This is a genomic window from Tetragenococcus halophilus subsp. halophilus DSM 20339, from assembly GCF_003841405.1.
GTDB lineage: Bacteria > Bacillota > Bacilli > Lactobacillales > Enterococcaceae > Tetragenococcus > Tetragenococcus halophilus.
The window spans coordinates 473,454-487,841 of record NZ_PXYA01000002.1 but is presented as its reverse complement, the minus strand read 5'-3'; the positions used below and the strand labels follow the sequence as shown (position 1 = coordinate 487,841).

The 14,388-nt window shown below is 34.7% G+C and carries 15 protein-coding genes; 12 read left to right on the top strand and 3 right to left on the bottom strand.

All coding sequences use genetic code 11. From position 1 onward, the window contains the following. Window positions 1-10: 10 nt before the first annotated feature. From C7K42_RS08010 to C7K42_RS07990, 5 genes are all read left to right on the top strand, one after another. On the top strand, window positions 11-928 hold the full coding sequence (locus C7K42_RS08010) for a sensor histidine kinase (RefSeq protein WP_103099869.1): 918 nt from the start codon (window positions 11-13) through the stop codon (window positions 926-928). 566 nt (window positions 929-1,494) lie between these two features. Next, window positions 1,495-1,968, top strand: coding sequence for an S-ribosylhomocysteine lyase (locus tag C7K42_RS08005; RefSeq protein ID WP_014123488.1), 474 nt, complete (start codon window positions 1,495-1,497; stop codon window positions 1,966-1,968). Between the two features lie 12 nt (window positions 1,969-1,980). Then, window positions 1,981-2,754 (top strand): SDR family NAD(P)-dependent oxidoreductase, encoded by a 774-nt coding sequence (locus C7K42_RS08000; protein ID WP_014123489.1) that lies wholly within the window; start codon window positions 1,981-1,983, stop codon window positions 2,752-2,754. 258 nt (window positions 2,755-3,012) lie between these two features. Then, on the top strand, window positions 3,013-3,864 hold the full coding sequence (locus tag C7K42_RS07995; RefSeq protein ID WP_014123490.1) for a MetQ/NlpA family ABC transporter substrate-binding protein: 852 nt from the start codon (window positions 3,013-3,015) through the stop codon (window positions 3,862-3,864). A 129-nt stretch (window positions 3,865-3,993) separates the two neighbouring features. Then, on the top strand, window positions 3,994-5,529 hold the full coding sequence (locus C7K42_RS07990) for an ABC-F family ATP-binding cassette domain-containing protein (RefSeq protein ID WP_103099868.1): 1,536 nt from the start codon (window positions 3,994-3,996) through the stop codon (window positions 5,527-5,529). 62 nt (window positions 5,530-5,591) lie between these two features. Here C7K42_RS07990 and C7K42_RS07985 read toward each other — a convergent pair whose 3' ends face one another. After that, window positions 5,592-6,059 carry a hypothetical protein gene (locus C7K42_RS07985; RefSeq protein ID WP_014123492.1) on the bottom strand — a complete coding sequence of 156 codons (468 nt, stop codon included), beginning with the start codon at window positions 6,057-6,059 and terminating at the stop codon, window positions 5,592-5,594. 179 nt (window positions 6,060-6,238) lie between these two features. On the opposite strand from C7K42_RS07985, the gene C7K42_RS07980 reads away from it, so the two are divergent. From C7K42_RS07980 to C7K42_RS07950, 7 genes are all read left to right on the top strand, one after another. Continuing rightward, the gene (locus C7K42_RS07980) at window positions 6,239-6,745 is read left to right on the top strand and encodes a type 1 glutamine amidotransferase domain-containing protein (protein WP_014123493.1); all 507 of its coding nucleotides are present in this window, start codon (window positions 6,239-6,241) and stop codon (window positions 6,743-6,745) included. A gap of 62 nt (window positions 6,746-6,807) precedes the next feature. Further along, window positions 6,808-7,305: a macro domain-containing protein gene (locus tag C7K42_RS07975; protein ID WP_014123494.1), complete on the top strand. Its 498-nt coding sequence runs from the start codon at window positions 6,808-6,810 to the stop codon at window positions 7,303-7,305. Window positions 7,306-7,595: 290 nt separating this feature from the next. After that, window positions 7,596-7,886 carry a PTS sugar transporter subunit IIB gene (locus tag C7K42_RS07970; RefSeq protein ID WP_014123495.1) on the top strand — a complete coding sequence of 97 codons (291 nt, stop codon included), beginning with the start codon at window positions 7,596-7,598 and terminating at the stop codon, window positions 7,884-7,886. A gap of 25 nt (window positions 7,887-7,911) precedes the next feature. Beyond that, window positions 7,912-9,180 (top strand): PTS galactitol transporter subunit IIC, encoded by a 1,269-nt coding sequence (locus C7K42_RS07965; protein WP_014123496.1) that lies wholly within the window; start codon window positions 7,912-7,914, stop codon window positions 9,178-9,180. Between the two features lie 18 nt (window positions 9,181-9,198). Beyond that, window positions 9,199-10,284, top strand: a complete 1,086-nt coding sequence (locus tag C7K42_RS07960; protein WP_174706059.1) for a zinc-binding dehydrogenase — start codon at window positions 9,199-9,201, stop codon at window positions 10,282-10,284. A gap of 71 nt (window positions 10,285-10,355) precedes the next feature. Next, window positions 10,356-12,425: a BglG family transcription antiterminator gene (locus tag C7K42_RS07955; protein WP_103099867.1), complete on the top strand. Its 2,070-nt coding sequence runs from the start codon at window positions 10,356-10,358 to the stop codon at window positions 12,423-12,425. Window positions 12,426-12,430: 5 nt separating this feature from the next. Further along, complete coding sequence (locus C7K42_RS07950) at window positions 12,431-12,901, top strand: PTS sugar transporter subunit IIA (protein WP_014123500.1); 471 nt, start codon at window positions 12,431-12,433, stop codon at window positions 12,899-12,901. Window positions 12,902-12,963: 62 nt separating this feature from the next. Here the strand turns inward: C7K42_RS07950 and mnmM are convergent, their stop codons facing one another. Further along, window positions 12,964-13,527, bottom strand: coding sequence for a tRNA 5-(aminomethyl)-2-thiouridylate-methyltransferase MnmM (gene mnmM, locus C7K42_RS07945; RefSeq protein ID WP_014123501.1), 564 nt, complete (start codon window positions 13,525-13,527; stop codon window positions 12,964-12,966). A gap of 29 nt (window positions 13,528-13,556) precedes the next feature. Beyond that, on the bottom strand, window positions 13,557-14,207 hold the full coding sequence (locus tag C7K42_RS07940; protein ID WP_014123502.1) for a phosphatase PAP2 family protein: 651 nt from the start codon (window positions 14,205-14,207) through the stop codon (window positions 13,557-13,559). Window positions 14,208-14,388 lie beyond the last annotated feature (181 nt).

The following is a 14,388-nucleotide window of genomic DNA, read 5'->3' as shown; positions in this document are numbered from 1 at the left end:
GGTGAGTTTTGTGATATGGATTTTGTACATTAGTATTGGAATTAACTTATTGCTTATCTTAGCTTGGATTTTTTACTATCGTGAATTAAAAGATATGATTTTACAAGTCAAAGCAATTAAGCAAGGAAATTCTCGTACTCCTTTGAAAAGAGTTGGTGTATCAAAACGTCATCTTCAACTAGTAGAAGAAGTGAACGAATTGGTAGACTCTTTTAACCAAACCTCAAAAGAAAATAAGCGGATGGCTAAACAAAGCAAGGAAATGATTGCTTCAATTTCCCATGATTTTAGGACACCGTTGACCTCAATGATCGGATATATACAAATGATGGATACATCCGAAATGAGTGCACGTGATTTAAAATATTTAACCATTATTGAAGAGCGCACGCAGCTGATTTCGTCTCTTATTGACGAATTTTATCTGCTCAGTTTGTTGGATGCCGATGACTATAAAGTCCAAGAAGAAGCAGTTAATCCTATTACACTAATTCAAGAACAAGTGGCGCAGTATTATGAAGAATTAACAGCTGCCTTTGATGATATTAATATTGATTTAACAGAGGAAAGAATTGTGCTTCAGACAAGTCGCATTGATTTTGAACGCATTATACAAAACCTGATTAAAAATGCCTTTACTCATGGTACACAGTATTTTCATATTCGTTTAGAAAAGCAGGAAGAACGACTACGCTTTGTTTTTGAAAATAAGATACTAGAAGATCAAAAGATGGACGTTACTCGTTTATTTGATCGTAACTATCAGAGTGAACCAGCACGTCAGAGAGATAGTTCAGGACTGGGTTTAGCTATTGCCAAGCAGTTGTCGGGAAAATTAAATTTTTCTTTGAATGCGCAATTACAAGGGGATTTATTACAATTTTATTTGGATATTTACTTAGATTCTTGGAAAATTCGAAACTTTTAAAATAGAAATATGTATCAAAACAGATAAACACAAAATGCTTATCTGTTTTTTTGCATACTTTTAAAATTTATTGCACCACCAATTAAATTAGCATTATTTTGATAATAACAGCTTCTAACTTCAGGAAGTATTTCGGCTACGCCTTTTTATTTAAAGTAGAACCACCTTTTAAATTAAAATATCAATTTATTTCTTTTATTATATTAGTAGGTTATCACCTTGACATTTTCCTCAGTCTTGTCTATACTATTCACAAATCACATGTAAAGCAATGATAGAGAAGAGTAGCTGTTGCATTTGTTAAAAGAGAACCCGGGTGGTGAGAAAGGGAGCAAATAATAGACAGTGAAGATGAACTCTGAGCTTTTTATTCAGTTGACGCTGAGTAAACGGAAGTAGCAGCCGATATACTGCCGGGTATCTAAGGTACCGTTGAGGCATTGACTGTAAGGTTTATGCAAATAAGGGTGGTAACGCGAAAGTCTTCGTCCCTTTGTTTATCATAAATGGTAAGCAAAGGGATGGAGATTTTTTTATCTCTAAAAAATTTTTAGGAGGAAGCTAAAATGGCAGAAGTAGAAAGTTTTACATTGGATCATACAAAGGTAAAAGCACCATATGTGCGTTTGATTGGAAAAGAAAATGGTAAAAAAGGTGATGTTATTTCTAATTATGATCTACGTTTCTTACAACCAAATGAAAAGGAATTACCAACTGCTGGTATGCACACAATTGAACACTTATTAGCTGATTTACTACGCGATCGTCTAGAAGGTATTATTGATTGTTCTCCTTTTGGTTGCCGTACCGGTTTTCACTTAATCATCTGGGGTGAATATTCAGCAACAGAGGTTGCCCAAGCATTAACTGAATCTCTTAAAACTATCGCTTATGAAACAAAATGGGAAGATGTGCAAGGCGTCGATATTACTAGCTGTGGTAATTACCGAGATCATTCACTATTTTCTGCAAAAGAGTACGCTAAACTTATCTTAGAAGATGGCATTAGCGACGATCCTTTTGAACGTCATGTAGTTTAGGAGGTATTGTTGATGTATTTTCCTGAGTTAAAAGAGAAGGTTGTTTTAGTCATCGGTGCTTTTCAAGGTATTGGAAAAAGCGTGTTGGAGACTTTTCAGAAAGAAAAAGCTACCGTTATTGCTTGTGACATTGCCTTTGAAGAAGTAAAATTGACGAAAACTGCTACAGATTTTTATAAAATGCATTTGGATATTTCCGAAGAAGAAGAAGTTATCCAATTAACTCAGCAATTAGAAGAAAAACACTTAGTACCTGATGTACTTGTTCATGTAGCGGGAATATCTACTGTAGATTTTCTCACTGAAAGCCAGACTACAGATTTTGATAAAGTACAAGCGGTGAATACACGCGGTGCTTATCTTACTAGCAAATATGTAACAGCTTTAATGCAAACTCACAATAATCATGGCCGGGTAATTTTTGTTGCTTCACAGGCCGGGAAAAATGGCTATAAAGGGATGTCTGGTTATGTAGCATCGAAGCATGCAGTCTTAGGCTTATGTAAAACTTTAGCCTTGGAAGTTGCGCCTAACAATATCTTGGTGAATGCTGTTTGTCCCGGAATTGTTGAAACGCCGATGAAACATAGGGAGCGTGTTGAAGGCGGAGAAATTCGGGGGATGTCTGCCCAAGAGGTACTAGAAGAAGATCAGAGTCAAGTGCCATTGGGACGTACTGGCACTACACAAGATGTAGCTAATGTTATTTTATTTTTAGCAAGTCCATTGTCTAGTTATATGACAGGACAAGCAATTAATGTAACTGGCGGTATGACGATGAACTAAAGTACGAAAAAAAGCGGTAATTTGATATTTCCGCTTTTTTTTATAAAATTTTTTAAGACGTTTTTTTGTTTGCTCTAAAAAGAAGGCAACTAATGAAGACTTCCCTTCTTTTTATGCAAAATCAGTGGAAGTTTGTTTGTTTTTCCTTCATTTTAAAGATTTTACGTAAGCAACATAGGATAAAGTTAGTTTTTTTGTTCTTGTTGAGTTATTTAAAAAACAACCGTTATGGTTTTGTAAACATTAGAGGAGTTTTTTATGAAGAAAATGTGGATAGGGTTTATTATTGTATCAATGTCTGTTGTAATAACTGCTTGTGGCAATAAAGAAAGTAATGTAGAACAAGATGACTCGGTTATCCGAGTCGGATCAGTTGGTGCGGATGCAGATATTTGGCGATTTATTGCAAATTCAGAGGCTGCAGAAAAAGCTGATCTTGAAATTGAGGTAGAAGATATTGAAGATGGTGTAGCCAAAAATACCGCGACGGCAGATGAAGATATTGATGCCAATGCTTTTCAAACAATTGGCTATTTAGAAAGTTTTAATGAAGATAGTGCAGAAAAGTTGGTTCCAGTAGCTACGACATATGTAGAACCAGTAGGTATTTATTCGGATAAATATGATAACCTTGATGAAGTAGAAGATCATGCTGTTGTTGCTATAGCTGATAATCCAGCTGATGGTGCTAGACAATTGCGCGTATTAGAAAAAGCAGATTTAATTGAATTAGATGCAGATTTTGATGATGGTGTTGGTACAACCGATGATATCAGCGCAAATCCTAAAAATTTAGAATTTGAGCTGATTGATGATTGGACAGGGCCACGTATTTTACAGGATGTGGATATGGCTTTAATTGGAAATACAATTGCTCTTGAAGGCGGGTTGAATGTTTTAAATGATGCAATTTATCGTGAAAAAGCAGATGAATCTAATCGTATCAACCTAAATGTTATTGCTGTGAAAGAAGATCGACAAGACGAAGAACAGTTGAAAAAGTTAGGGAAATTATACCATGATCCTGAGATACAAGAATATATTGATGAGGAATTTGATGGGACAAAAGTAGAAGCTGACTTATCACTTAGCGATGTTTGGGATGATTAAACTAGACATATTTTTTTAAGCGTGTTAAACTTTTTTAGTTGAATAATTTTACAGTAAAACTGTGGACAATTTTGTTCACAGTTTTTTTACGGGTTTTAGATTTTGTACATAGATAGGATAGGATAAACATTGTTGAAATTAGTTAATATCTCGCAACAATTTGGGGATAAAGTATTATATGAAAAACTAAACTTGCAAATAAATACTGGAGAACATATTGGTTTAATCGGTCAAAATGGCGCGGGTAAATCTACATTGGTTAAGATTATTACTGGTGAAGTTTTGCCTGATGAAGGTTTTATTGAATTACCAAAAAACCAAAGTGTTGGATACTTAGATCAATATGTGAGAGTTGACGAACAGTTAACGATTTATGAGTTTTTAAAACAAGCTTTTGCAAAGGAACTAGCAATTGAAGAAGTAATCAGTGAGCTTTATGAAAACTATAGCCAAACGTTTGATGATCTTTTATTAGAAAAAGCGGGAAAATTACAAACGAAATTAGACCAAAGCGAATTTTACCAGATGGATGTTTTGATCCAAGAAATGGCTGCTGGTCTTGGACTTGATGTCTTGGGTTTAGATACTTTATTGAGAAATTTAAGTGGCGGTCAGCGTTCAAAAGTTATTTTAGCTAAATTATTGTTAGAAAAACCGGATATATTGGTATTAGATGAGCCAACAAATCATTTAGATGATAAACATGTCCAGTGGCTCACTGCATTTCTACAAAATTTTCCAGGGACTTTTTTAGTGGTTTCGCATGACCAAGAATTTGTAAATGAAATTACCACTCATATTGCTGATATCGAGTTTGGAACGCTAACGAAATATACAGGAAATTTAGCTAAAGCGTTAAAACAAAAAGAAGCTGACCACGAAAATTACATGAAACGTTATGAAGCTCAAAAAAAGCAGATTGAAAAAACAGAAAACTATATACGTAAAAACAAGGCTGGATCTCGCTCTAAAATGGCTAAAAGTCGTGAAAAGCAATTAGCTAAAGTAGAACGCCTAACGCCACCCACAAATCAAATAAAACCCCATTTTAGTTTTCCCTATAAAGAAATTGTTGCGACTTTTGCGGTAACAACACAAGGGTTAACTATCGGTTATGAAAGACCCTTATTAAATTCTATTGATTTAACGGTTCGCTATGGAGAAAAAGTTGCTTTAAAGGGATTTAATGGGATTGGTAAATCGACCTTATTAAAAACATTACTGGGTGAAATACCTGCTTTAGCTGGTGAATTCCATTACCCGGCCAACACGAAAGTGAGTTATTTTGAACAAGAGCTAGTCTGGGAGTCACCTCTGCAAACACCCTTGCAATACCTAGGGAATATTTTCCCTAATGCTTCCAACAAAGAACTGAGAAGACAGCTTTCACGCTGTGGTCTTAGCGATCAACTGGTGCAAGAGTCACTTAAGTTACTGAGTGGTGGCGAACAATCAAAGGTGAAATTAGCACAACTAACTTTGCAGACTAGCAACTTTTTAGTATTAGATGAGCCAACCAACCACATTGACCAAAAAACTAAGGAGAGCCTACAGGAAGCCCTAGGTAATTACCCAGGTACTGTCTTGGTTGTTTCTCACGAGCAAGAATTTTATGAGCCTTTTGTAGATCGAGTGATTGATATAGAAAAACAGGATAAAGATTAGGCCGAAGTCGTTTTACTTAGATAAAACAAGCGAGTCAAAAGTCTGTTAAAGTTTAATAGTTTTTAATTCATCTGATTGATTGTCTGCACTACGACACCTATAAGTACAAATATAAGACCTAAAACAGCGATAATCCCTTTTTTAGAGACTTTTTTTCGTCGATTTCCGTGTCTATTGGCAGAAGTTGGCTGGTTTGATCTTTGCCTCATTTTTTCCTGCTTAGCCAAACTAGGTAAAAACAGCGACATAAAAAGAAAAATGATGCCAATCGTGGTAATACCAATGGCAAAGACAGTAGGTTTATTGATTTTTAAATGTTCTAGTAAAAAAGTAACAACTGGGTTATCTAACAATTGTGCCTCTGTTGCTTTTTGGCTTGTTTCAGACGAAGTAAGATTGGTTAAAATCAGATCTGATTGATTATTTACTGAGTTTGTGTCTATCTCTTGGGCCGAAGCTGTCACACTGAAGGTAAACATACAAAGGAAAAACAAGTAGATTGTGGCAAACAATTTTTGTTTAATTTTCAAAATAAGTCTCCTTTATTACAATGAATTGATTTATAATTTATCTCGTTTATTTTATCATATTTTTTATTTTCTGAATAAAAGTTTATCATACATCAAAATATTTGAGACAAAAATTATCATTCGTTATAATAGAAATAGAGGTTGAAAGAGACCTATACTGAATAAGGAGGAAGAAAATTATGAGTAAAATTGCAGCAATTATGACAGATTTTGTTGAAGATATCGAGATAACTTCAACTAAAGAAGCATTAGAAAACGCTGGGAATGAAGTTGTGGTTATTAGTGATAACGGAAAAGATCACGTAGATGGCAAACAAGGTTCCACAATTTCAGTTGATCAATCCATTGAAGATGGAGATGTTTCTTCCTTTGATGCATTACTAATTCCAGGAGGATTTTCTCCTGACCAATTACGTACAGATGATCGTTATGTTGACTTTACTAAAAAATTTGTTGAATCTGGCAAGCCTGTATTTGCCATTTGTCATGGACCACAAATCTTTATTCAAGCTGGTGTGGCTAAAGGTAGAACAATGACTGGCTTTACATCTGTTCGCCCTGATTTAGCAAACGCTGGGGCAAATGTAAAAGATGAAGAAGTGGTTGTCGATGACAACTTGATTACTAGTCGAACACCAGATGATTTAGATGCATTTAACAAAGAAATCGTTAATGCATTAAAATAATAAAGTGATAAAGCAAGGGTTCTTTTTCGAATCCTTGCTTTTTTTACAAGGTGGGTATAAAAATGACATTAAAATTTGTTTATCAAGATATTACTAAAATGAATGTAGATGCCATTGTAAATGCTGCTAATAAACAATTACAAGGAGGTAGCGGCGTGTGTGGCGCTATTTTTGAAGCAGCTGGCTGGCAAAAGTTACAAACTGAATGTGACCAATTAGCCCCAATAGAAACTGGAGAAGCAGTTGTAACATCTGGAGGTAACCTTCCTGCTTCTTATATTATTCATACGGCAGGTCCTATTTATCAAAAAGAAGGTAAGGATGCTTCTGAATTATTGGCTGCAAGTTATCATAATAGTTTAAAAAAAGCAGTTGAAAAAGATTGTGACAGTGTAGCCTTTCCTTTAATTTCTACAGGGGTCTATGGCTTTCCAGCTGATGCAGCGGTAAAAACTGCTGTGAAGACCATTCGACAGTTTCTTGCAAAAAATGAACTTATTGTCTATCTGGTCTTCTTTGATGAAGCTTTGTTTACAAAAAGTCAGGAGCTATTCCAGTAATATCATAAATGAATAAAATAATATAAAATTATCTAGGTTGAAACTTATGTTTCAGCCTATTTTTTAATTCCAAAATGAAATTAAGTAAACTTTTTAATGTTATTTTTTTCACATTAAAAGAATCAATGATCTCACGCTGCATAATTTTCTCCATAAAAGTTGGTTGCTAATTTCATTGTTAAGTAAGCGCTTTTAAAATATAATGAAAATTGTCAAGGAAATGACGTGTGCACATAAAGATTATTCTTTGTTCGTTATTTTTTAAATGAAAAAATTTGGAGGGAAATAGGATGAGAAAGATTAGAGTTTTAGTCGCTTGTGGGGCTGGGATAGCTACATCAACAGTTGTGACACAAAAGGTAGAAGAATTGCTCAAAGAAAATGGGATAAAAGCCGATGTAGATCAAATAAAGATCTCACAGGCAGCTGGAAAACAAGACGGCGCCGACATGCTGATTTCTACCACAGTATTACCACAAGAATATGATATTCCTGCCATTAAAGCAATGTCGTTTTTAACTGGCGTGGGTACAGAAGAGACTGAAAAGGAAATTATAGATACAGCTAAACAAATTAGCTGACATTTCTTGAAAGGAGCACAATATCATGGGAGCTTTAATGAACGCTGTACAAGCGGTTTTAGATATGGGACCGAGTGTTATGTTGCCTATTATTATCTTCATTGTAGGGTTGATATTTCGGGTGAAAGTTACTAAAGCAATAACTTCTGGTATTACAGTAGGAATTGGTATGATCGGGATTAATTTAGTGATAGATTTACTAACCAATACCGTTGGTCCTGTTGCCCAAGCTATGGTGGAACGCTTTGGGTTAAATTTAACAATTATTGACGCTGGTTGGCCGGCAATTTCATCCATCACGTGGGCGCAACCTATTGCAGGATTGATGATCCCTATTATCTTAGTGGTTAATTTAGCTATGCTTGGTTTGAAATGGACGAAAACTTTAAATATAGATATTTGGAATTATTGGCATATGTCTGCAGCGGCAGCAACTGCCTATATTGTTACAGGAAGTATTATGATGGGGATTTTAGGCGGTATTTTGTATACTATCTTTTGCTTGATTATTGCTGATAAGACAGCACCAAAAGTACAAGAATACTATGGTTTAGAAGGTATTAGTTTTGCTACTGGTTCGGCAGCCGGCTATGCTGTATTTGGAATCCCAGCTGCTTGGCTCATTTCTAAAATACCAGGTCTAAATAAAATTAATGTAAAACCTGAAACTATTCAAAGGCGATTTGGCATTTTTGGGGAACCAATGATTATGGGCGTTATTATCGGGGCATTTTTAGCTATTCTTGGAGGCTATGATATTTCTGGTATCCTACAAACAGCTATGACAATGGGCGGTATTATGTTATTGATGCCGCGTATGGTAAAGATTTTGATGGAAGGACTTATTCCTATTCAAGAAGGCGCACAAAAAATGTTAAAAAGCCGTTACAAAGATCGCGAAATTTTCCTTGGGATGGATGCCGCATTAGCAACTGGTTCGCCTGCAGCTTTATCGACGGGTCTTTTAATGGTACCGATTACTTTATTTATAGCAGTAATTTTACCAGGTAATCATGTTTTACCATTTGGAGATTTGGCAACGATTCCATTTTTTGCGGCGTTAATTGTACCTGGACGTAACGGAAATATTGTGCATTCAGTCTTAGCTTGTACTGTTGCCGTGGTATTTGGTTTATATATGGCTACCAATTTTGCCCCAGTTATCACGCAAATGGGTGAAGGTATCGTAGAGTTTCCAGAAGGAGCTGCTCAAATCAGTAACTTAGATACTGGCGGTAATATTCTAAACTGGATTATCTTAAAAGGCTCAGAATTATTCAATAGTGTATTTTAATTGAAAGGTCGGAAAAATATGCAAGCAGCAGAAAACACGCAACAAAATAAAAAAACAATGAAAGCTGTAACAAAAAAAGAGGCCGGATATGACAAAATGTCTCTTGAGGCACTAGAAATTCCAGTTCCTAAAGAAGATGAAATCTTGATTGAAGTTGCTTATACAGGAATTTGCGGTTCAGATATCCATACATTTAAGGGTGAGTATAAAAATCCAGTAACCCCAGTTGCTTTAGGACATGAATTTTCAGGACGTGTCGCTCAAGTAGGAGAAAACGTTATGAAATTTAAACCTATGGATCGTGTAACGAGTCAAACAACTTTTTATGTTTGCGGACAATGTACTTACTGCAAAAAAGAACAATATAATCTTTGTCCTTATCGTAAAGGCATTGGTACTCAGCAAAATGGATCTTTGGCAAAATATGTTATCGCCAAAGAAAAATATGCGCATAAATTACCAGAAAATTTAAGTTACGAAGGAGCAGCTATGTCAGAACCTTTGTCATGTTGCGTCCATGCTATGTATCAAAGAAGCCCCTTAGATCTTCATGATACAATCCTAGTTATGGGACCGGGGCCTATTGGTCTGTTCTTAGTTCAAATTGCGAAAGAGATTGGCGCAACAGTCATTGTTACTGGGATCTCAAAAGATAGCGAGCGCTTAGAATTAGCACAAAAATTTGGCGCAGACGCGATCGTTGATACCCAAACGCAAGATTTAACAAAAGTCGTCAACCAGCTGACAGATAATGTTGGTGTAACTAAAGTTTATGACGCTTCAGGCTCAGCTGTAGCCGTTAATCAAGCTTTGCCTTTAATGAAAAAAGGCGGAGACTTTGTTCAAGTCGGTTTATTTAAAGATAAGTTTGAAAAGTTAGATGTAGAAACGATTATTCAAAGAGAGATTCATTATATTGGAAGCCGATCACAAAATCCATATGACTGGCCAATTGCCTTACATTTATTAGCTAAAGGTGCCATTGACGTTTCTACCATGGTAACAAAAAAGTTTCCTTTAGAAGAATGGCGAACAGCTTTTGAAAGTGTGATGTCAGGAGATGAGGTTAAAGTAATGATTCAATCAGGAACAAGTTTTAGCTAAAAAATGAGTCAGAAAACTTCTGACTCTAATTTATTTATAAAATAGAGAATATATTTCGAAGGGGAATTCAAATGGAATTAGATGCAAGAACCAATCAACTATTTATCGAGATTTTAAACAACCCTGACGAAACTAGCACTTCTTTGAAAAAAAGACATGATCTAACTCGTTCGCAATTAAGTTATTCGCTACAAAAAGTTAATGAATATTTAGATGAATTAAATCTAGATCCAGTTACCCGAACGACTAATGGTCATTTTATTATAACAAAAGAAACAGCAGAAGAATTTGTTCAAAACAATTCGCAAATCACCAAGGATACGTATTTATTACCAGAAGAACGCGTTCAATTATTGATCTTAATGCTTTTATCAAAAACTGAACCCTTATCGATGAACCATTTTATTGTCGAATTGAATGTTAGTAAAAATACAGTTGCTAGAGACCTTAAAGAAGTGGAGCCACATTTAGCCAACTATCAATTATGCTTAGAATATCTGCGTTCAAAAGGTTATCGTATCAAAGGGGAAGAATGGAATCGTCGTCAGTTATTAACTGACACAGTGAATACGATTAATCAATCTATCAATAATGAAGCACTTTTGAAACAATATGGTGATATCACGCAGTCACAATTAGCAGAATATAAAAAGAAAGTCAGCGTACTAGAAAAACGCTTGAACTTACGCTATTCTGACGATAAGGTAAATACTTTGCCAGTGTTGACTCTGCTGTTAGATCGACGCATTATAAGAGGAAAAAAGATTAATTATGATTTTGAATTAGACTATGTTGAACTACAAGAAACCAAAGAATATAAGGTGGTTAAAGAAGTATTTTTCCCAAAATATAAGAAAGAGATTAATGAAATTATCTATTTTACCTTACTTTTTTTATCGACGATGCTAACTCAAGTAGATGTTTTATCCAAAGGGCAGTTTGAAACGATGCAATTAGCCGTTTTAAATATGATTGATCGTTTTGAAAAAGTTGCTCAGGTAAGCATCGACGATAAAAATGAGTTGCTTAAACAGATTATGCTTCATATGCGTCCTGCTTATTATCGTATCAAATATAGTATGCACTTATCAGAAGTTGATATCACAAGACAACAAAGTCGAGAAGTTTCTTCTATTTTTTACTTGGTAAAAAAATCAATCAGACCGCTTGAAGATTTTTTAAAAAAAAGCATTTCAGATACAGAAATTTTTTACTTAGCCTTATTTTTTGGCAGTCATTTATTAGAAAATAATAGTTCTTTATTACGCAAAAAAGATCCCACTGCGGTGATCGTTTGTACAAATGGTATTTCAGTTTCCTTACTTATGGAACAAACATTGAAGGGAGTTTTTCCTGAGGTAGATTTTGTTTCTACGATGTCATTACGAGAGTTTTACGCTCAAGATGTTGAGGTAGATCTGATTTTTTCTTCAGTTCCTTTAGATATAGACAGAAGGTATTTTTTGGTAAAGGATTTTTTGACGGATAAAGGAAAAATGCAGCTACGGCAAAGAGTAATGAATGAGACAGTGATCGGCTTAGATGAGACATCACTGGCTGAAAAAATTGTTGCTAATGTGCTTCAGCAAGCAGAGGTAGACGATAAAGAAAAACTGTTTTTTGAAATATTGAAACTTTTAAAAGACAATACTTCAGAAAATGCTGTAATTGACAATGAGGCAAATCATTTTGATCAACTGATGCCGAAAAATGGCTTAATTATAGAAGAAAACGAAGTATCGTGGCATGAGGCTTTAGAACGACTCAGTCAGCCTTTAATCGAAGAAAAAATGATTGAACCACGTTATTTAACTGCTTTAAAACAAGAACTGTCAGAAATTCCACCCTATATTGTTTTTCGCAATCAACTAGCTTTACCACATACAGAACCAGAAAAAGGGGCACGTGGTGTCGCTATGTCCTTTGGAATTTTTAAAAAAGGAATTGTTGCCAAAACCGGTGAAACTATTCATTTTATTGTGCTTTTAGCTTCAAACAATAAAGAAAAACACGTTGATGCTTTATTAGAAATCATGGATTTAGCAGGCCGTGATACGGTTTTATCTGATTTGTTAGCATGCAATGATAAAAGTCAGGTGTGGCGGTTGTTACGCTTATATAGAATTAATTACTGGGGGTAAGTCAAATGGAGAAAAGGGTCACGGATTATTTAGAGTATTCCCCTATTTTGTTAGGAGTACAGTATCAGGATAAGAAAGAAATTTTTGACGCGGTGCATCAGTTAGTTTTAGAAAAAAATTGGGTCACAGAAGATTTTGCAGATAAAATTTTGGAAAGAGAAGAAACTTTTCCTACTGGAATTGAACAAGGAGCATTTGGTGTCGCTATTCCACATACGGATCCTGAGTGGGTAAAAGAGGAATTCATTGCATTAATTATTCCTGATCACTCTGTTTTATTTCAGCGGATGGATGACGCCAAACAAGATGTACAAGCAGATTTTATTTTTATTTTAGGATTAAACCAGTCGCATGAACAATTAGCGATGTTACAAAATTTAATGCAATTAATCCAAAATACGGAATTGCTGCAAAATTTATATAAGCAAACAAATCCCAATGAGCTACTTTCACTTTTAAAACAATACAATTTTTAAGAAACGCTTAAAAACACCCACAGATAGTTAAGTCATTGATATTCTTAACTATCTGTGGGTGTTTATTTTTTTTCAATGCAAAATAATATAGGGGGGTCATTTTTTTGGTTAATAAATTGGTAACGCAAAACGTTATATTGATCTTGAGGTAAGTTCTGACAGTAATGATCAACCATAGTTAGCTCTTCTTTTCCACCAGCGTGTCCATAATAAGAAACTATTACAATTCGTCCTTTATCAGATAAATGTTTCAGTAAGATATCTAAAGCTTTTCTAGTAGTAGCAGGCAGGGTAGTGAGCGTTTTGTCACTTTTTGGCAAATAACCAAGATTGAATATAGCTGCCTTTATAGCTTCATCTTCAGTAAGATAATTTTCTATGTGTTCATGTCCATCCTGAATTAATTCTGTATGTTCCATAAGTTTGTTATCTACTAATCGTTGTTGTGTTTTTAATAAAGCTTGTTTTTGAACATCAAATGCATAAACTTTACCGTTAGGCTGAACAGTTTGAGCCAAAAACAAGGTGTCATTCCCGTTTCCCATAGTAGCATCTACAACATGATCGTAATCTGTGAGAATTTCTTTTAATAAAGTATGGCTAAATTGTAGTGCATTTTGTAACATAATTATCTCTCTTTTCAATTCTATCCATGCTATAGTTGTTTCTTTTGCAAAACACGAATGAGTCGTTGTTTGCGATACATGGGATAAGTAAATAATAGCCAGGTCAAACTTTCACAATAGCCACCTAAGATGTCTGATGGAAAATGAACACCTAGATATATTCTGCTAATACCGATGAGCAAAATAAAAATAGCCAGTAGCCCTTGTAAGCTAAGGCGCCAAACTTTTGATTGAATAAATAATGGGACCAAAAGAAGCAAGGAGCCATAAAACACCATGCTTGCAGTTGCGTGGCCACTAGGAAAACTAAAGCTAGTTTCAACGACTAAATGTTCTAATAAAGGTCGTTCGCGGCTGAAAAATAGTTTTAATAAAGGATTGACGATGATTGCGATGATAACAACGTTACTAGCTAACCAAAGAGCATCGATATATTTTTTTCCACGAATGAGAACCAAAAAAACCGCTAAAAAAAGTAGGGCAATGCTAACTGAATTACCAAATTGGGTAATCCATAAGAAAAAACCATCCCAATTTGGAGAAAGACTACGAACAGCAGTAGTAATTGTGTCATCAAAGGGTTCTAACCATTCAGGATAAAACTTTACGACATAACTCAAAAAAGCAAAAATGAGGAAAGTACAGCTAGCGGCAAACTGCATATATAATTTTTTGTGCATATAAACTAAAAGCTCCTTATTTTTTTAACAAAAACAGTATAGCATAACTATAAAAACAGTCTAAAATTAAATGGAGTAACTTAGAAAATTTTTTATATTACAACTAGATTAAAAAAATATTACATTCGTTTTTTGTTTTGCCTATGAAAAATATTACATGTATAATTGTTATAAATGTAAA

Coding starts and splice junctions, on each gene's coding strand:
- C7K42_RS08005 (WP_014123488.1), top strand. CDS start 1,495: ATGGCAGAAGTAGAAAGTTTTACATTGGATCATACAAAGGTAAAAGCA.
- C7K42_RS08000 (WP_014123489.1), top strand. CDS start 1,981: ATGTATTTTCCTGAGTTAAAAGAGAAGGTTGTTTTAGTCATCGGTGCT.
- C7K42_RS07995 (WP_014123490.1), top strand. CDS start 3,013: ATGAAGAAAATGTGGATAGGGTTTATTATTGTATCAATGTCTGTTGTA.
- C7K42_RS07980 (WP_014123493.1), top strand. CDS start 6,239: ATGAGTAAAATTGCAGCAATTATGACAGATTTTGTTGAAGATATCGAG.
- C7K42_RS07975 (WP_014123494.1), top strand. CDS start 6,808: ATGACATTAAAATTTGTTTATCAAGATATTACTAAAATGAATGTAGAT.
- C7K42_RS07970 (WP_014123495.1), top strand. CDS start 7,596: ATGAGAAAGATTAGAGTTTTAGTCGCTTGTGGGGCTGGGATAGCTACA.
- C7K42_RS07965 (WP_014123496.1), top strand. CDS start 7,912: ATGGGAGCTTTAATGAACGCTGTACAAGCGGTTTTAGATATGGGACCG.
- C7K42_RS07960 (WP_174706059.1), top strand. CDS start 9,199: ATGCAAGCAGCAGAAAACACGCAACAAAATAAAAAAACAATGAAAGCT.
- C7K42_RS07955 (WP_103099867.1), top strand. CDS start 10,356: ATGGAATTAGATGCAAGAACCAATCAACTATTTATCGAGATTTTAAAC.
- C7K42_RS07950 (WP_014123500.1), top strand. CDS start 12,431: ATGGAGAAAAGGGTCACGGATTATTTAGAGTATTCCCCTATTTTGTTA.
- mnmM (WP_014123501.1), bottom strand. CDS start 13,527: ATGTTACAAAATGCACTACAATTTAGCCATACTTTATTAAAAGAAATT.
- C7K42_RS07940 (WP_014123502.1), bottom strand. CDS start 14,207: ATGCACAAAAAATTATATATGCAGTTTGCCGCTAGCTGTACTTTCCTC.